Origin of the sequence: Pseudomonas sp. B6(2017) (assembly GCF_002112765.1) — a bacterium.
In the GTDB taxonomy this organism is placed as follows: Bacteria; Pseudomonadota; Gammaproteobacteria; order Pseudomonadales; family Pseudomonadaceae; genus Aquipseudomonas; species Aquipseudomonas piscis.
This window is the reverse complement of record NZ_NEIQ01000004.1, coordinates 350973-366678: the sequence shown is the minus strand read 5'-3', so window position 1 is coordinate 366678 and position 15706 is coordinate 350973. Positions and strand designations below refer to the sequence as shown.

The 15706-nt window shown below is 65.1% G+C and carries 16 protein-coding genes; 10 read left to right on the top strand and 6 right to left on the bottom strand.

Annotated elements, in window-relative coordinates; genetic code table 11:
* Positions 1 to 2 precede the first annotated feature (2 nt).
* Positions 3 to 1160: an efflux RND transporter periplasmic adaptor subunit EmhA gene (emhA, locus tag CAG11_RS09410; protein ID WP_053135463.1), complete on the bottom strand. Its 1158-nt coding sequence runs from the start codon at positions 1158 to 1160 to the stop codon at positions 3 to 5.
* Between the two features lie 265 nt (positions 1161 to 1425).
* Between emhA and emhR the strand changes: the two genes are divergently transcribed.
* Both emhR and CAG11_RS09400 read left to right on the top strand, forming a co-directional pair.
* Positions 1426 to 2058: an efflux system transcriptional repressor EmhR gene (gene emhR, locus CAG11_RS09405; protein ID WP_022642770.1), complete on the top strand. Its 633-nt coding sequence runs from the start codon at positions 1426 to 1428 to the stop codon at positions 2056 to 2058.
* A 162-nt stretch (positions 2059 to 2220) separates the two neighbouring features.
* Entirely contained in the window at positions 2221 to 3105 is an 885-nt protein-coding gene (locus CAG11_RS09400) for a DMT family transporter (RefSeq protein ID WP_085596116.1), read from the top strand.
* Positions 3106 to 3176: 71 nt separating this feature from the next.
* On the opposite strand, the gene CAG11_RS09395 is transcribed toward CAG11_RS09400, so the two are convergent.
* Genes CAG11_RS09395 through CAG11_RS09385 form a run of 3 tightly spaced genes read right to left on the bottom strand, consistent with a single transcriptional unit; the run spans position 3177 to position 5747 of the window.
* A complete protein-coding gene (locus CAG11_RS09395) occupies positions 3177 to 4226 on the bottom strand; it encodes an alkene reductase (protein ID WP_085596115.1) in 1050 nt (349 codons plus the stop codon).
* A gap of 33 nt (positions 4227 to 4259) precedes the next feature.
* Positions 4260 to 5426 carry an MFS transporter gene (locus tag CAG11_RS09390; RefSeq protein ID WP_085596114.1) on the bottom strand — a complete coding sequence of 389 codons (1167 nt, stop codon included), beginning with the start codon at positions 5424 to 5426 and terminating at the stop codon, positions 4260 to 4262.
* Positions 5427 to 5444: 18 nt separating this feature from the next.
* Complete coding sequence (locus CAG11_RS09385) at positions 5445 to 5747, bottom strand: helix-turn-helix transcriptional regulator (protein WP_022642772.1); 303 nt, start codon at positions 5745 to 5747, stop codon at positions 5445 to 5447.
* Positions 5748 to 5901: 154 nt separating this feature from the next.
* On the opposite strand from CAG11_RS09385, the gene CAG11_RS09380 reads away from it, so the two are divergent.
* The gene (locus CAG11_RS09380; RefSeq protein ID WP_085596113.1) at positions 5902 to 6492 is read left to right on the top strand and encodes an ACP phosphodiesterase; all 591 of its coding nucleotides are present in this window, start codon (positions 5902 to 5904) and stop codon (positions 6490 to 6492) included.
* 6 nt (positions 6493 to 6498) lie between these two features.
* On the opposite strand, the gene CAG11_RS09375 is transcribed toward CAG11_RS09380, so the two are convergent.
* Entirely contained in the window at positions 6499 to 7293 is a 795-nt protein-coding gene (locus tag CAG11_RS09375; protein ID WP_085596112.1) for a lysophospholipid acyltransferase family protein, read from the bottom strand.
* Positions 7293 to 8048, bottom strand: coding sequence for an L-ornithine N(alpha)-acyltransferase (gene olsB, locus CAG11_RS09370; RefSeq protein ID WP_022642775.1), 756 nt, complete (start codon positions 8046 to 8048; stop codon positions 7293 to 7295). The genes CAG11_RS09375 and olsB overlap by 1 nt, the downstream gene beginning before the upstream one ends.
* Positions 8049 to 8189: 141 nt before the next feature.
* Here olsB and CAG11_RS09365 point away from each other — a divergent pair, with 141 nt between their 5' ends.
* The 7 genes from CAG11_RS09365 to CAG11_RS09335 all read left to right on the top strand — a co-directional run bounded on the left by CAG11_RS09365 (position 8190) and on the right by CAG11_RS09335 (position 15611).
* Entirely contained in the window at positions 8190 to 9086 is an 897-nt protein-coding gene (locus CAG11_RS09365; RefSeq protein WP_085596111.1) for an acyl-CoA dehydrogenase, read from the top strand.
* Positions 9087 to 9159: 73 nt separating this feature from the next.
* The gene (locus CAG11_RS09360) at positions 9160 to 10257 is read left to right on the top strand and encodes a serine hydrolase (protein WP_085596110.1); all 1098 of its coding nucleotides are present in this window, start codon (positions 9160 to 9162) and stop codon (positions 10255 to 10257) included.
* On the top strand, positions 10254 to 10583 hold the full coding sequence (locus CAG11_RS09355) for a hypothetical protein (protein WP_022642778.1): 330 nt from the start codon (positions 10254 to 10256) through the stop codon (positions 10581 to 10583). The genes CAG11_RS09360 and CAG11_RS09355 overlap by 4 nt, the downstream gene beginning before the upstream one ends.
* A gap of 121 nt (positions 10584 to 10704) precedes the next feature.
* Positions 10705 to 11880: a M20 aminoacylase family protein gene (locus tag CAG11_RS09350; RefSeq protein WP_085596109.1), complete on the top strand. Its 1176-nt coding sequence runs from the start codon at positions 10705 to 10707 to the stop codon at positions 11878 to 11880.
* 102 nt (positions 11881 to 11982) lie between these two features.
* On the top strand, positions 11983 to 13293 hold the full coding sequence (locus tag CAG11_RS09345) for an MFS transporter (RefSeq protein ID WP_085596108.1): 1311 nt from the start codon (positions 11983 to 11985) through the stop codon (positions 13291 to 13293).
* Entirely contained in the window at positions 13290 to 14753 is a 1464-nt protein-coding gene (locus CAG11_RS09340) for an amidase (protein WP_085596107.1), read from the top strand. Before CAG11_RS09345 ends, CAG11_RS09340 begins: the two co-directional genes overlap by 4 nt.
* A gap of 84 nt (positions 14754 to 14837) precedes the next feature.
* Positions 14838 to 15611, top strand: a complete 774-nt coding sequence (locus CAG11_RS09335) for an IclR family transcriptional regulator (protein WP_022642782.1) — start codon at positions 14838 to 14840, stop codon at positions 15609 to 15611.
* Positions 15612 to 15706 lie beyond the last annotated feature (95 nt).

The following is a 15706-nucleotide window of genomic DNA, read 5'->3' as shown; positions in this document are numbered from 1 at the left end:
GTTTACTCCCCTTTGCCGCCTGCAGTCTTGCCAGTTGCCTGGGCAGGGGCCGGGTTCTTCGCAGATACGTTGGTGGCTTCGGTGGCCTTGACCTCGATGCCGGGCTTGACGAACTGCAGGCCTTCGGTGATCAGGCGATCGCCGGCCTTCAGGCCATCTTCCACCAGCCATTGGCTGCCGACGGTGCGGCTGGCCTTGAGCTGGCGCAGCTCGACCTTGTTGTCGGCACCTACCACCAGGGCGGTCGGAGTGCCCTTGAGGTCACGGGTCACGCCTTGCTGTGGCGCCAGGATCGCCGCGCTGTTGACCCCGGCTTGCAGCTGGGCATGCACGAACATGCCGGGCAGCAGGGTGTGCTCAGGGTTCGGGAACACCGCACGCAGGGTCACCGAGCCAGTGGTCTCGTCCACCGAGACTTCGGAGAATTCCAGCTTGCCGTCGAGCTTGTACTGGCTACCGTCTTCCAGGGTCAGCTTGACCTTGGCGGCGTTGTCGCCAACTTTTTGCAGGCGGCCGCTTTCCAGCTCGCGACGCAGCTCCAGCAGTTCAACCGAGGACTGGGTGACGTCGACGTAGATCGGATCCAGCTGCTGGATCACCGCCATGGCAGTGGCCTGGCCATTGCTCACCAGGGCACCTTCAGTGACCGAGGAGCGGCCGATACGACCGGTCAGCGGCGACAGCACCTTGGTGTAGCGCAGGTTGATCTGGGCATTTTGCAGCGAGGCCTCGGACTGCAGGCGGTTGGCCACGGCAGTGTCGTATTCCTGGCGGCTCACGGCCTGCTCGTTGACCAGCTGCTTGTAGCGATCGGAAATCGAGCGGGTCGATTGCAGGTTCGCCTCAGCGCTCTTCAGCGTAGCTTCATAGATCGATGGGTCGATCTGATAGAGCTGCTGTCCTTCCTTCACATCACCGCCTTCCTTGAACAGGCGTTTGAGGATGATTCCGTTTACCTGTGGGCGAACTTCGGCGATACGGAACGCAGTGGTCCGGCCCGGGAGTTCGGAAGTCAAGGTAAAGGCTTGTGGTTGCAGGGTGACGACGCCGACCTGAGGTGCTTGAGGGGCAGGTGCCGCCTCTTCCTTTTTACATCCGCTGAGCAGCGATGCCAGGGCGACGGCAGTGACCAGAGCGGTAACAGCTGGCTTGAGTTGCATGAAGATCCTCGGGTCAGGCACGCGAGATGCGCACAAGAAAAGTGGAAAGGTAAAAAGAGTTGGCTGGGTGGATAAGTAGCTTGCTAAGGAATATACTTACGTACATGTCTGTTTGTAAATACCTTGGTGGCGTACCCATCCGGTTACAAAAGCTCCCGCAAGTGTTGAATTGTAGGTTGGGTAAACGGCACTCGAGATGTCGTTCCATATTTATTCAGAAGGTCTTTGCGCATCGCTGAAAGATCCTGATCGAGGTTTTACTGCCATGGTCCGTCGTACCAAAGAGGAAGCTCAAGAAACCCGCGCCCAGATACTCGAGGCGGCCGAGAAGGCCTTTTACGAGCGGGGCGTGGCGCGGACCACCCTGGCCGATATCGCGACGCTGGCGGGAGTCACGCGTGGCGCGATCTACTGGCATTTCAGCAACAAGGCCGACCTGGTCCAGGCCATGCTCGACAGCCTGCACGAACCCTTGGGCGAGATGGCGGCCGCCAGCGAGGATGTGGATGAAGTGGACCCTCTGGGTTGGATGCGCAAATTGCTCATTCACTTGTTTCATCAAGTTGCCCTGGACCCGAAAACCCGACGCATCAATGAAATTCTGTTTCATAAGTGCGAGTTCACCGATGAAATGTGCGACCTGCGTCGTCAGCGCCGCGCGGCCAGCCTGGAGTGCAACCTGCATATCGAACTGACATTGAGCAACGCGGTGAATCGTGGGCAGTTGCCCGAAGATCTCGATACAAGGCGGGCAGCCATCAGCATGCGGGCCTTTGTCGATGGTCTTCTCTACCAGTGGTTGTTGGCCCCGGACAGCTTTGTCCTGCATACCGAGGCGGAGCGCTGGGTCGATATCGGGCTGGATATGTTGCGCCTGAGTCCGAACCTTCGTCATTAAGACAAAATGCGTAATTGAATCTGGTTATGTCAAGATCTGCGCAATGAAGCCATGCATCCCCGGACCACAGGGTCGAAACGGGGGCATTTATATACCGGGCCGGCCCTGTCTTGATAGATAGCGAGCTATGTATTTTGTAGGCAATTTGTTGCGGGGATGTGAATGAGTGTGAGCCCTTCACCATTCAAAGGTGCGGATCATCCCCTGAAGGGTATCGTCCTGATTTGCCTGGCGGTCCTGCTCTTCGCCAGCCACGACACACTGTCCAAGTACCTCTCGGCCTTCTATCCGATCGTGATGGTGGTCTGGGCCCGCTATGTAGTCCATACCCTGTTGATGCTGGTGGTGTTCGTGCCGCGCAGTGGTTTTTCCGCCGTGGTGCGGACCAAGCGTCCCGGCCTGCAATTGCTGCGGGCCCTGTGCATGATCGGCACCAGCCTGCTGTTCACCACCGGCCTGCGCTATATCCCCCTGGCTGAAGCCACCGCGGTCAACTTCCTCGCGCCATTGCTGGTCACCGCCTTGTCCGTGCCGTTCCTGGGCGAGCGGGTCAGCCGCGCCCAGTGGCTGGCGGTGCTGATCGGCTTCGTTGGCGTGCTGATCGTGGTGCGCCCCGGTGGTTCGCTGTTCACCCCGGCGATCCTCTTTCCCCTGGGATCGGCGCTGTGCTTCGGCTTCTATCAATTGCTGACCCGCAAACTCAGCGGCATCGATAGCCCGACCACCAGCAACTTTCTCATCGGCATCATCAACAGCCTGATCATGAGCGCGTTGTTGCCGTTCTTCTGGAGCACTCCGAGCCTGGTCCATGGCCTGTTCATGATCGGCCTGGGTGCCTGTGGCATGTTCGGCCACCTGCTGCTGACCCAGGCGTTCCGCCATGCCGCTCCGGCGATGCTGGCGCCCTTCAGTTACGGGCAGATCCTGTTCGCCGGAATGTACGGCTACCTGATCTTCGGCCATACCCCGGACAGCTACGGCCTGGTGGGCATCGCGGTGATCTGCCTCAGTGGCCTGGCCGTGGCCTGGGCCCAGCGCAAGCGCTGATCCTTGCGGCATACAGGCAGGCAATAAAAAGCCCCGGCTCTGGTGAACCGGGGCTTTTTCATGGGCAATGCTTACAGCATCGGGTAGTCGATGTAGCCGACCGGGCCCTTGGCATAGAAGGTTTCAGGATGCGGTTCGTTCAGTGGCGCATCGGCTTTCAGGCGGGCCGGCAGGTCCGGGTTGGCGATGAAGGGGACGCCGAAGGCCACCGCGTCGGCCTTGCCTTCGGCCAGCCAGGCATTGGCGCTGTCCTTGGTGAAACGCTCGTTGGCGATGTACAGGCCGCCGAAGGCTTCCTTGAGCCGTGGGCCCAGGCTGTCGGTGCCTTCCTTCTCGCGGGCACAGATGAAGGCGATGCCGCGCTTGCCCAGTTCACGAGCGACATACAGGAAGGTCTGCGCCAGGTCGGCATCCCCCATGTCGTGCAGGTCGGCTCGTGGCGACAGGTGCACGCCGACGCGGCCGGCACCCCAGATCTCGATCATCGCATCGGTCACTTCCAGCAGCAGGCGAGCACGGTTCTCCAGGGAGCCGCCGTATTGGTCGGTACGCTGGTTGGTGGTGCTCTGCAGGAACTGGTCCAGCAGGTAACCGTTGGCTGCGTGGACTTCCACACCGTCGAAACCGGCGGCCTTGGCATTTTCCGCACCGACCCGGTAAGCCTCGATCACATCGGCGATCTCGGCGGTTTCCAGGGCTCGCGGAGTAGGGAAGTCGGCCAGCGGGCGCACCAGGCTGACGTGGCCCTTGGGTTGGATGGCGCTGGGGCCTACCGGGGTTTCGCCGTCCAGGTAGGAAGGATGGGAAATCCGCCCCACGTGCCACAGCTGCATGAAGATCTTGCCGCCGGCGCCGTGCACCGCCTTGGTCACGTTGGCCCAGCCACGGACCTGGTCGTTGGACCAGATGCCGGGGGTATCCGGGTAGCCCACGCCCATCGGCGTCACCGAGGTGGCTTCGCTGAGGATCAGCCCGGCCGAGGCCCGCTGCACGTAGTACTCGGCCATAAGGGCATTGGGCACCCGGCCGGCATCGGCGCGGCAGCGGGTCAGCGGCGCCATGATGATGCGGTTGGACAGTTCGAGGTCGCCGAGCTTGAGCGGATCAAAGAGAGTGGTCATGGAATGCAGCCTTCTTTAAAGGAAAGGAACGTTTCAGTGAGTCGCAGGGGCCAGTTCGGCATTGCCGCCCTGGCGGAAAGTGATCAGCGTTACCAGCAGGGCCAGGATCGCCAGCGCCGCGGCTGCCAGCGGCACGCTGGTGAGACCGAAGCCGTGGGCGATGACGCTGCCGCCGACCCAGGCACCCAGGGCGTTGCCGATATTGAAGGCGCCGATGTTCAGGGTCGAAACCAGGTTGGGCGCGGCCTTGCCGAAGGTCACTACGTTGACCTGCAGGGCCGGGACCGCGGCGAAGGAGGCGGTGGCCCAGAGGAACAGGGTGATCTGCGTGGGGATCAGCGCCACGCTGGTCCAGGTCAGCACGGTGGAGACCACGGCCATGGCCGCGAACACGCCCACCAGGGTGGCGCCCAGGCGCTTGTCGGCCATCTTGCCGCCGATGATGTTGCCCAGGGTCAGGCCCAGGCCGATCAGCAGCAGGGTCCAGGTCACGCCCTTGGGCGATACGCCAGTGACTTCGCCCAGCAGCGGGGCCACGTAGGTGAACAGGGTGAACATCGAGGCTGCGAACAGTGCGGTCATGCCCAGGGACAGCCAGATTCCGGCACCCTTGAGGGCCGCCAGTTCCGCACGCATATCGAGTTTCTCCTCGTCGCGCTTGGCTGGCAGGAACCGCAGCAGGCCAATCAACGCTACCACGCCGATCACCGTCACCGCCCAGAAGGTCGAGCGCCAGCCGGCTTCCTGGCCCAGCGCAGTTCCCAGGGGGACGCCGAGCACGTTGGCCAGCGTCAGGCCGGTGAACATCAGGGCCACGGCCGAGGCGCGCTTGTTGGCCGGCACCAGGCCGGCGGCCACCACTGAACCGATACCGAAGAAGGCTCCGTGGCACAGCGCCGTAATCACCCGTGCGAACATCAGCACGTTGTAATCACTGGCCAGTGCACACAGCAGGTTACCGATAATGAAGATCCCCATCAGTGTCACCAAGGCGGCCTTGCGTGGCAGCCGGGCGGTGGCCAGGGCCATGAATGGCGCGCCGATGGCCACGCCCAGGGCGTAGCCGGTCACCAGCCAGCCTGCGCCTGGAATCGACACCCCGAGGTCCGCCGCCACATCGGGCAGCAGGCCCATGATGACGAACTCGGTGGTGCCGATGGCGAAGGCACTCAAGGCCAGGATGAGAAGCGAGAGGGGCATTATCGGGTCCTTGTCAGGTCAGAGCTGTTGGCTCATTTGCGTGAGGAACTGCTGGATGGTTTCTTCGTTGCGTTTGAAAAAATGCCATTGGCCGACTTTGCGGCTGCTGACCAGGCCGGCACGCTGCAGGGTCGCCAGGTGGGCCGAGACGGTCGACTGCGACAGGCCGCAGCGTTGGTCGATCTGCCCGGCGCAGACACCGTGCTCGTTACTGTGGGCCTGGTCGGGGAATTCGACTGCCGGATCTTTCAGCCAGTGCAGGATTTCCCTGCGAACCGGATGCGCCAGGGCTTTTATTATTTCGTCGAGGTCGATGGACATGGCGTTGCTCGCTTTTCCATGAAACGTTGTATCGCGATGAGGCGAAATTTAAATCGATATTTCGCGATATACCAATATGATTTCGATCTTAGCTCAGTCTTTATCGGTATATCGGGTTATAACGATATGATGTGCGCGGTGCTAAGCTGCGCGGATGAATTATCTCGCACATCTGCACCTCGGCGGCCAGCGCCCGGGTCAATTACTCGGCAGCCTCTACGGCGACTTCGTCAAAGGTCGCCTGCAAGGGCAGTTCGCTCCCGAGGTCGAGGCGGCGATCCAGCTGCATCGGCGCATCGACACCTATACCGACAGCCACCCTTTGGTGGCGGCGGCGCTGGCGCGTTTCGCCCAGACCCGCAGGCGCTACGCCGGCATCGTCATCGATGTGTTCTTCGACCACTGCCTGGCCCGTGACTGGGCGCAGTACGCCGATCGACCCTTGCAGGCGTTCACCGCCGACGTGTACCGGGCTCTGGCCGCCGAGCCACAACTGCCGGGGCGCCTGGCGCAGATCGCACCCTACATGGCGGCCGATGACTGGCTGGGTTCCTATCGGGACTTCCAGGTGCTGGAGCAGGTCCTGCGGGGGATTGCCCGGCGCTTGTCGCGTCCCGAGGAGTTGACCGCGGCCATGGGCGAGCTGGAACGGCTGTACCAGCCCTTGAGCGAGGATTTTCGCGAGTTCTACCCGCAACTGCAGGCGTTCGCCGAGCAGTACACCGCCCCGTCGCCGGGGCGCTGATTCCACTCAGGCAGCGACCAGTTCGCCAGCGCGGCGTGGTTCGGCCGGCTGCAAGGCATCGCCGAACAGGGCTTTCTGGACCGCCTGCTGGGCCTGGAAGGCCAGTGCCGCGCGCTCCTGGCCCTGGCAGGAAATCGGCTTGAGCAGGTGGATCTCCACCTGGCCCTGGTCGTTGGCGAACAGGCGCAACAGGTGAGACAGCAGGTCGTCGTCGCCGATGAAGGGCGCCAGGTCGTCGACCTTACCGTCGCGCAGGTAGCGGATCGCTACGGGTTGCAGGCAGGCCTCGGCCTCGATGGCGCTGGCCAGCAGGCGTCCATGGAAGGTCCGCAGGCCACGGCCATCGGTGGTGGTGCCTTCGGGGAACAGCAGCAGCGGATGCTGTTCTTGCAGGTGCCGGGTCATCTGCTTGCGGATCAGCTGGCTGTCGCCGGCGCCACGGCGGATGAACAGGCTGCCGGCCTTGGCGGCCAACCATCCGGCCACCGGCCAGGTGCGCACCTCGGCCTTGGACAGGAACGACAGCGGAGTGAGCATGCCCAGCAACGGGATGTCGGTCCAGGACACATGGTTGCTGACCCAGAGCATGGGCTGGCGTGGGAGTTGGCCGTGCACCCTGACCTGGAAGGGCAGGGCGTTGCCCAGGCGGGCCATGAAGAACCGCGACCAGCGCTGGCGGCGGACCATGGAGTTGCTGACCCCCAGGCGCTCCAGCACGCCGAAGATACTGGCCATGCTCAGGCCCAGCGCCACCACCAGCAGCACCCGGGCGATACGCCCGTAGACCCGTAGCCGGCGCATCACACGGCCGCCTTGAAGTGCCGGGCGTAGCGTGGGCACAGCTCGTCGCGCTTGAGCAGGATGAACACGTCGGCCACCTGGAAGTCCTGGTCCCAGCAGGGCTCGCCGCAGATCTTCGCCCCCAGGCGCATGTAGGCCTTGAGCAGTGGCGGCATTTCGGCGATGACGTTGGACGGCAGGTCCAGGTTCGGCAGTGGGTGCCTGGGCTCGGCCCGCAGGTGCTCGGTGCTCAGGTAGCGCTCGCGCAGGCGCTGCATGATCGCATGGGCCTGCACTCCGCCGTCCTGCATCGGGATGCTGGCGCAACCCATCAGGTAGCTGTAGCCACCCTCGTTGAGGACTTCGGCCAGCTCGCCCCAGAGCACGGCGATGGTGCCGCCGTTGCGGTAGGCCGGGTCGACGCAGGTACGGCCGATCTCCAGGATCGGGCCCTGGAGTTGCACCAGGCCGTGCAGGCTGAACTCTTCTTCACTGTAGAAGCGCCCCAGGCTGCTGGCGGCCTGGTGGTCCAGCAGGCGAGTGGTGGCCACCAGGCACCCGCTGTTCAGGTCGCGTACCCCGATATGGCTGCAATGAACATCGTAGTCGTCCATGTCCAGACCCAGCTCCGCGCCCTTGAGCTTGGCGTTGAACTCGCCGCTGAAGACCTTGAACCGCAGGGCTTGGGCTTCCTGCAGGGCCTGGGCGCCGATCAGGCGTTCGGCTTGCAGGCGGCGTTCAGTACCGGTGTCGTTGATGCGGGCGATCTGAGTCATCGTGAATCTCCGTGCGGGCCAGCGACCCGCCTTGGGTTGCAGCCAATCGACTTTGTTGTGCAAAGTCAGGCTATGTAGCCGCGGTGTCATCGCCATGAAACTTTGGTGATGCTTGTGTGACAGCCCCTGAGGACCTTCGAAATGCCCTGGCAAGCCCTGCTCGAGAGCCATGAACGACTGCCCGCAACCCCTGATCTGGCGGAGGGTTACGGCGCTTTGCTGGCCCACCTGGGCACGGTCACGCCATTCGAGCTGGCGGTGCTTGGCGGGCGCCTGATGGCGACCCCGGGCCTGGCGTTCCTGGTGGGTTACCAGGCGGCATTGCGCATGTTGTGGCCCAGTGCGCCGCTGAGCCTGGGCGCCTTATGCGCGACTGAACGTCGCAGCCTGCGCCCGGCGGACATGCAGACCCGGCTGCAGGATCTGCGCCTGCACGGGCGCAAGGATTTCGTCACCGCCGGGGACGCCGCCGACTGGCTGCTGGTGGCGGCCCGTTGCGAGGCCCCCGGGGAGCGGGCGGCGCTGCGGCTGACTGTGGTCTATCCGGGCGAGCCCGGGGTCAAGGTCCAGACTCTGCCGGCGATCGCCCTGATGCCGGAGATCAGCCACGGTTGCCTGCTCCTGGACAATGCTGCCTGTGAACTGCTGGCCGGCGATGGCTGGGATGCCTATGTCAAACCCTTCCGCACCCTGGAAGACATCTATGTCCTCAGCGCCATGGCGGCCTGGCTCCATGGTGTCGGCCAGGACAGCGGCTGGCCGCAGCCGCTGCTCCTGCAATTGCTGGCGTTGCTGGCCGGCTGTGCCGAAGCCAGCCGGCAGAACCCGGCCCTGGCCGGCGGGCACGTCCTGCTGGGTGGGTTGTTCGTGCAGTTCGAAACCCTGAAGCCGGAGATCGCCATGGCATTCGCCCAGGGGCCCGAGTTCTGGCGCGAACAGTGGAGCCGCGACCAGGCCCTGCTCGAGCTGGCCGCCGGCGCCCGGGCCCAGCGCCTGGCCAAGGCCCTGGCGGCCTTGCAGCAACCGGCTGGCCGCTGAGCCCCGGCGCTTGCAGCAAAACTGTCATCAACCTCGATTAGGCTCGGCCATCGGTTTTTCTCGAGTGTCGTCCATGGCCAAGGGCTCGATCCTGCTGGTGCTGCTTGTCGTGCTCGGCCTGCCGGCCCGGGCCGAGGACTGGCCAGCCGAGCAATGGCCGCGCGAAGCCTTGCCCTCGGGTCCGGCGCTCCAGGCCCTGGAGGCCTATGCCTTCGCCCCGCGTGACGACGAGTCGCGCCAGGGGGTACGCACCGATGCCCTGCTGGTGGTGCGTGATGGCCGGCTGGTCTACGAACGCTATGCCGGCGAGACCGGGCCACAGACTCCCCACCTGATCTGGTCCGCCAGCAAGAGCGTGCTGGCGGTGCTCATGGGCGTCGCGTCCGGCGAGGGGCGCTTCGGCCTGCAAGATCCGGCGGCGAATTTCTATCCGGCGCTCAAGCCCCACCCTGGCATCACCATGGCCGACCTTTTGCACTGGGCCTCGGGCCTGGACTGGCAGGAAGACTACGAGTACGCGCCGCTCAATTCATCGGTGGTGGCCATGCTCTACACCCGGGGCCACCGCGACATGGCGGCGTTCGCCGCGCAGCACCAGGCGGCCAGCCCACCGGGCCAGGCCTTTCGTTATTCCAGCGGCGACAGCAACCTGTTGGCGGCCAGCCTGCGCGGCATGCTGGGGGCGCAGCAATATCCGGACTATCCCTGGCGTGCCCTGTTCGAGCCCCTGGATATCCGCCAGGCAGTATGGGAGCGGGATGCGGCCGGCACCTTCGTGGCGTCTTCCTACCTTTATATGAGTGCCCGGGACCTGGCCCGCATCGGCTTGCTGATGCAGCGCGAGGGGCGCTGGCACGACCGGCAACTGCTGCCCAGGGCCTGGGTCGAGTTCTGCCGCACGCCGTTCGCCGGCTACCGGGCGGGCCAGGACGTTGCCGTGGCGGGTGGGCACTGGTGGCTCAATCGCATCGTGGACGGCGCGCCCCGGCCCTGGCCGGATGCGCCGGAGGATACCTACGCCGCCCTGGGCCATTGGGGCCAGGCGCTGTACATAGTGCCGCAGCAGCGCCTGGTGATCGTGCGCTATGGCGACGATCGCGACGGCAGCTACCAGCACAACGAATTGCTCAAGCGGGTGCTGGCGGCATTTCCTACCCCGGAGCAGCCATGAGCCGCCGGGCCTTCGTCCTGCGCCACCCGCTGCTCTGCCTGCTGCTGGCCGGGTCGCTGGCGCTATCGGGCTGGGCCTGGCAGCAACGGGAGGCGCTCCAGGCATTCCCGGATATCCTCGGCGCCTACACCGCCAAGGAATACTGCTCCTGCCGCTATGTGATGGAGCATCCGGCTGATTATTGCCGCGGGTACGTGCGCCAATACCTGCCCATCAGCAACCTGGTCGATGAGCCGGCATCACGGCGGATCACCGCCAGCGCCCTGGGGCGCACCCACAGCGCCACCTGGCAAGGGAACCGGCAGGGCTGCCGCCTCGATCCCTGAACCGCCTGCTGTTCCATCCTGTGGAACCACATTCGATTGTCCCTGGCGCCGGGTCGCGGTTAGCTACCACCGAGCTGCGTACAACAAGCACGGGAACCCACCCGGCCAGAGGACAGACGCCATGACCCGACACCAGCACATCCTTGCCTGGCTCAATGACATCGCCGGCGACTTGCGTGCCATCCGCCACGACATCCATGCCCACCCCGAACTGGGATTCCAGGAAAACCGCACCGCGGCTCTGGTGGCTCGCTGCCTGCAAGACTGGGGCTACGAGGTGCACCAGGGCATCGGCTGCACCGGGTTGGTGGGCGTCCTGCGCAACGGCAGCAGCTCGCGCACCCTGGGCCTGCGGGCGGACATGGACGCCCTGCCTATCGTCGAAGCCAGCGACGCGCCCCACAGCAGTCGCCACCATGGCTGCATGCACGCCTGCGGGCATGATGGCCACACCACCATCCTGCTCGGCGCCGCCCGCTACCTGGCGGCCACCCGGCAATTCGACGGCACCCTGAACCTGATCTTCCAGCCGGCGGAGGAGGGCCAGGGCGGTGCCGAGGCGATGCTCGCCGACGGCTTGCTGGAGCGTTTCCCCTGCGATGCGCTGTTCGGCCTGCACAACATGCCGGGCTTGCCGGCAGGGCACCTGGGGTTTCGCCAGGGAGCGATGATGGCGTCCCAGGACTTGCTCGAGGTGGTGGTCGAAGGTGTAGGTGGCCATGGTTCCATGCCGCATCTGGCGGTGGATCCGCTGGTGGCGGCGGCCAGCATGGTCATGGCCTTGCAGACGGTGGTGGCGCGCAACATCGATGCGCAGCGGGCGGCGGTGGTCACCGTCGGCGCCCTGCAGGCTGGCGAGGCCGCCAACGTGATTCCCCAGCAGGCACTGCTGCGCTTGAGCCTGCGCGCCCTCGACGCACCGGTGCGTGAACAGGTGCTGGAGCGGGTCAGGGCGATCATCCAGACCCAGGCCGCAAGCTATGGCTGCACCGCCAGCATCCTCCATCGCCCGGCCTATCCGGTGCTGGTCAACAGCCCGGCCGAGACCGAGTTCGCCCGGCAGGTGGCCGTGGAATTGCTGGGGGACAGCGCAGTGGATGGCAATACGCCAAAGCTGATGGGCAGCGAGGACTTCGGCTGGATGCTCCAGCGTTGCCCGGGCAGCTACCTGTTCATCGGCAATGGCGTGGGGCAGCCGATGGTGCATAACCCGGCCTACGACTTCAACGACGACATCCTGCTCACCGGCGCCGCCTACTGGGGCGCCCTGGCGGAGAGTTGGCTCAAGCCGCTCTGAGCGTCGTTCTCCAGGTATTTGCCAGTTCCCCGGGTGCCCTTGCGTGCGCCCGGCACTTCAACGAGCCCGCAAGAAGGCTCAAAAGTCCGTGTGGAGCTTTCCATGAGCCTTTCGCCCCCCGCTGTTTCCAAGACCCGGCAGGTGGTTGCCGCCGTCATCGGCAATGCCCTGGAGTGGTACGACTTCATCATCTACGGCTTTCTCGCCAGCTTCATCGCCCGCCAGTTCTTTCCCGGCAGCGATGAATACACTTCCCTGCTGATGGCCCTGGCCACCTTCGGCGTGGGCTTCTTCATGCGTCCGGTGGGTGGTGTGTTGCTGGGCATCTACTCCGATCGCAAGGGGCGCAAGGCGGCCATGCTGTTGATCATCCAGTTGATGACCCTGGCCATCGCGATCATTGTCTTCACCCCCACCTACGCCGCCATCGGGCTCGGCGCGCCGTTGCTGGTGGTGGTGGCGCGCATGCTCCAGGGGTTCGCCACCGGCGGCGAATATGCCAGTGCCACGGCCTACCTGGTGGAGAGCGCACCGCCCCACCGCAAGGGCCTGTACGGCTCATGGCAATTGGTGGGGCAGTGCCTGGCGGTGTTCAGCGGTGCGGCGATGGCGGCGGCGGTGACGCATTTCTTCTCGCCCCAGGCCCTGGAGCAGTGGGGGTGGCGCCTGCCCTTCGTGTTCGGCCTGCTGATCGCTCCGCTGGGCCTGTGGATTCGCAAGTACATGGACGAACCGCAAGTCTTCGTCGAGGCTCGCAAGCAGGTGCGTGGCAAAGGCCCGGGGCTGCTGGAGATCATCCGTACCCATCGCCGGGGCATCCTGGTGGCCATGGGCCTGGCCTGCGGTGCCACGGTGTCGTTCTATGTGCTGCTGGTGAACATGCCGACCTTCGCCCACAACAATCTCGGCCTGCCCCTGGACCAGGTGCTGCTGGTGCAGATGCTTGCGGTGGCGCTGATGACCCTGGTCATCCCGCTGGCCGGGGCATTGTCGGACCGTCATGGCCGGCGGCCGGTGCTGATGGTCTTCACCCTGGTGTTCTTCGTCATGGTCTACCCCTTGTATGCCTGGATCGCGGCCGCACCGTCCATCGAGCGCCTGCTGGTGATGCAACTGCTGCTGTGCAGCGCCATCGGCGGTTGCTTCGGCCCTGCGCCCACCGCCCTGGCCGAGCAGTTTCCCATCGAGGTGCGTTCCACCGGCGTGTCGGTGGCGTATAACGTCGCAGTGATGCTGTTCGGTGGCTTCGCACCGCTGGTGGTGACCTGGCTGAGCAAGACCATGGCCACGCCGGTGGCGCCTGCGTTCTATGTATTGCTGACGTCGCTGCTGAGCTTGCTGGCCATCTACTACCTGCACGATCCGCTCCGGCAGAACAAACCTGCGACCTTGCCCCTGGGAGGTGCGTCTTGAGCAAGCTTCACGAACCCGTGTCTGGCGACTCGATCGTCGAACTCGATGCCCTGGCATTGTCCGCGGCGATCCATGGCCGCGAACTGTCCTGCCGGGAGGTGATGCAGGCCTACCTGGCGCAGATCGAGCGCGTGAACCCGCAGGCCAATGCCCTGGTTTCGCTGCGTGCGCCCGAAATCCTCCTGGACGAGGCCGACCAGCGCGACCGACAACTGGCCCGGGGCCAATCCCTGGGCTGGATGCATGGCATGCCGCAGGCGATCAAGGACCTGGCAGCCACCGCCGGGCTGACCACCAGCCTTGGTTCGCCGCTGTTTGCCACTCAGGTGCCCGGCGAGGATGCCATCAGCGTGGCCCGGGTACGCGCCAGCGGGGCGTTGATCGTCGGCAAGAGCAATGTCCCGGAGTTCGGCCTGGGCTCGCATACCTACAACCAGCTGTTCGGCACCACCGGCAATGCCTACGACAGCAACCTGAGCGCCGGCGGCAGTAGCGGCGGGGCGGCAGTGGCCCTGGCGCTGCGCATGCTGCCGGTGGCCGATGGCAGCGACATGATGGGCTCGCTGCGCAACCCGGCGGCGTTCAACAACGTGTTCGGCATGCGCCCCTCCCTGGGCCGGGTGCCCCATGGCCCGGCGCCGGAGCTGTTCGTCCAGCAACTGGCCACCGAAGGCCCCATGGGCCGCACCGTGGCCGACGTCGCCCGGCTGCTGGCGACCCAGGCCGGCTACGATCCCCGCGCGCCTCTGTCGCTGAAGGATGACCCGGCCGCGCTGGGGGCCTCCCTGCAGCGGGATGTACGCGGGCTACGCCTGGGCTGGCTGGGGAACTACAACGGTTACCTGGCCATGGAGCAGGGGGTGCTGGCGCTGTGCGAGAAGGCCCTGGGGGATTTTCTCGACCTGGGTTGCGAGGTGGACAGCTGCCAGCCGGAGTTCTCCCTGGCCCAGCTGTGGGATTGCTGGCTGGTGCACCGGCACTGGCTGGTCCAGGGTTCCCTGGGCCTGCTGTACAACGATCCTGACAAGCGTCGCTGGCTCAAGCCCGAGGCCCGCTGGGAGGTGGAGGGCGCGGCCAGCCTCGGCGCGGCCGATGTGTATCGCGCCTGCCAGAGCCGCAGCGATTGGTACCGGGCGCTGCTGCGGTTGTTCGAGCGTTACGATTTCCTGCTGCTGCCCACCGCCCAGGTGTTTCCTTTCGATGCACGCCAAGCCTGGCCACGCCAGGTCGCCGGGCAGGAAATGGACACCTATCACCGCTGGATGGAAGTGGTGATCGGCCCGACCCTGGCCGGCTTGCCCTGCATCAGCATCCCGGTGGGCTTCAACCTGGCCGGCCTGCCCATGGGCATGCAGATCATCGGCCCGCCCCAGGCCGACCTGGCCGTGCTGCAACTGGCCCAGGCCCATGAGCAACTCACGCAGTGGGTGCGCCGGCGACCTCCTGGCAATATCCGGTAATCAGGCAGGGGCAATGGCGAGGTCGCGGGGGCCCGCATCTTGCTGAGAAATTCCTTACTCATCCTCAAGCAGAGAGTCCGGACCATGGCCAGCAAGTTAGAAAGCGCAGGCGTGCGTTCAGTGGAGCGGGCCTTGGCCATCGTCGAGCTGTTGGGCCAGCACCAGGCCCTGGGCCTGGAAGAGTTGCACTACCTGACCGGCTTGCCCAAGGCCACGGTGTCGCGCCTGTTGCTGACCCTGCAAGAGCAGGGTTGGATCTACCGTGGCCTGAGCGACAGGCGCTATTGCCTGAGTGCCCGCAGCCTGTTCGGTGACAGCCGGCAGCGCTTCAAGCGCCAATTGGCCGAGCGCGCCGGGCCCTGGCTGCTGGAGCTGAGCGCCCGCACCGGGCTGGTCAGCGACCTGTCGAGTTTCGACGGCGAGCACCTGGAGGTCCTGGAGAGCGTGGTGCCCGAGGTCTTGCGCAAGCGCTATCCGAGCAGTAGCAGCCGCGTGGTCGGCCAGCACGCCAGCCTGTTTCATTCAGCCATGGGCAAGGCCTGCCTCGGTGCCTTGCCCAGGGCGGAAGTCGAGCGCCTGGCAGCACGCGAAGCCGAGCCGATCGAGGCCTGGCTGCAACCAAGCGTGCAGTTCCAACACCAGGGGTTCGGCCAGCGTACCGAGGGCTATTGGGAATACCCGGTGCGCCTGCCGTTCCTGATCCGTGCCGTGGCCCTGCCGCTGCAGGTCGACGGCCGGGTGGTGGGCAGCATTGCCCTGCATTGGCCGCAGGATCTGTCCTGTGTCGAGCAGGTACGCCATCAGTACCTGGGGCTGTTGGCCGAGACGGTCGGGCAATTGCAGAAGACCTTCGCCTGAATCCCGCCTGCCGCCGTGGCTTTCCCGCGTCGACGCATGGGCGCCTTGCCCTGATCAGCCATCGTGCAGGTGGCCTGGCCATGATTGCCGACACC

What these genes read in the sequence shown, in the direction of transcription:
- CAG11_RS09385 (WP_022642772.1), bottom strand. Translation starts at nt 5,747, where the DNA reads ATGTCCATCGACCTCGACGAAATAATAAAAGCCCTGGCGCATCCGGTT.
- CAG11_RS09390 (WP_085596114.1), bottom strand. Translation starts at nt 5,426, where the DNA reads ATGCCCCTCTCGCTTCTCATCCTGGCCTTGAGTGCCTTCGCCATCGGC.
- CAG11_RS09395 (WP_085596115.1), bottom strand. Translation starts at nt 4,226, where the DNA reads ATGACCACTCTCTTTGATCCGCTCAAGCTCGGCGACCTCGAACTGTCC.
- olsB (WP_022642775.1), bottom strand. Translation starts at nt 8,048, where the DNA reads ATGACTCAGATCGCCCGCATCAACGACACCGGTACTGAACGCCGCCTG.
- emhR (WP_022642770.1), top strand. Translation starts at nt 1,426, where the DNA reads ATGGTCCGTCGTACCAAAGAGGAAGCTCAAGAAACCCGCGCCCAGATA.
- CAG11_RS09350 (WP_085596109.1), top strand. Translation starts at nt 10,705, where the DNA reads ATGACCCGACACCAGCACATCCTTGCCTGGCTCAATGACATCGCCGGC.
- CAG11_RS09365 (WP_085596111.1), top strand. Translation starts at nt 8,190, where the DNA reads ATGCCCTGGCAAGCCCTGCTCGAGAGCCATGAACGACTGCCCGCAACC.
- CAG11_RS09375 (WP_085596112.1), bottom strand. Translation starts at nt 7,293, where the DNA reads ATGCGCCGGCTACGGGTCTACGGGCGTATCGCCCGGGTGCTGCTGGTG.
- CAG11_RS09360 (WP_085596110.1), top strand. Translation starts at nt 9,160, where the DNA reads ATGGCCAAGGGCTCGATCCTGCTGGTGCTGCTTGTCGTGCTCGGCCTG.
- emhA (WP_053135463.1), bottom strand. Translation starts at nt 1,160, where the DNA reads ATGCAACTCAAGCCAGCTGTTACCGCTCTGGTCACTGCCGTCGCCCTG.
- CAG11_RS09345 (WP_085596108.1), top strand. Translation starts at nt 11,983, where the DNA reads ATGAGCCTTTCGCCCCCCGCTGTTTCCAAGACCCGGCAGGTGGTTGCC.
- CAG11_RS09355 (WP_022642778.1), top strand. Translation starts at nt 10,254, where the DNA reads ATGAGCCGCCGGGCCTTCGTCCTGCGCCACCCGCTGCTCTGCCTGCTG.
- CAG11_RS09335 (WP_022642782.1), top strand. Translation starts at nt 14,838, where the DNA reads ATGGCCAGCAAGTTAGAAAGCGCAGGCGTGCGTTCAGTGGAGCGGGCC.
- CAG11_RS09380 (WP_085596113.1), top strand. Translation starts at nt 5,902, where the DNA reads ATGAATTATCTCGCACATCTGCACCTCGGCGGCCAGCGCCCGGGTCAA.
- CAG11_RS09400 (WP_085596116.1), top strand. Translation starts at nt 2,221, where the DNA reads ATGAGTGTGAGCCCTTCACCATTCAAAGGTGCGGATCATCCCCTGAAG.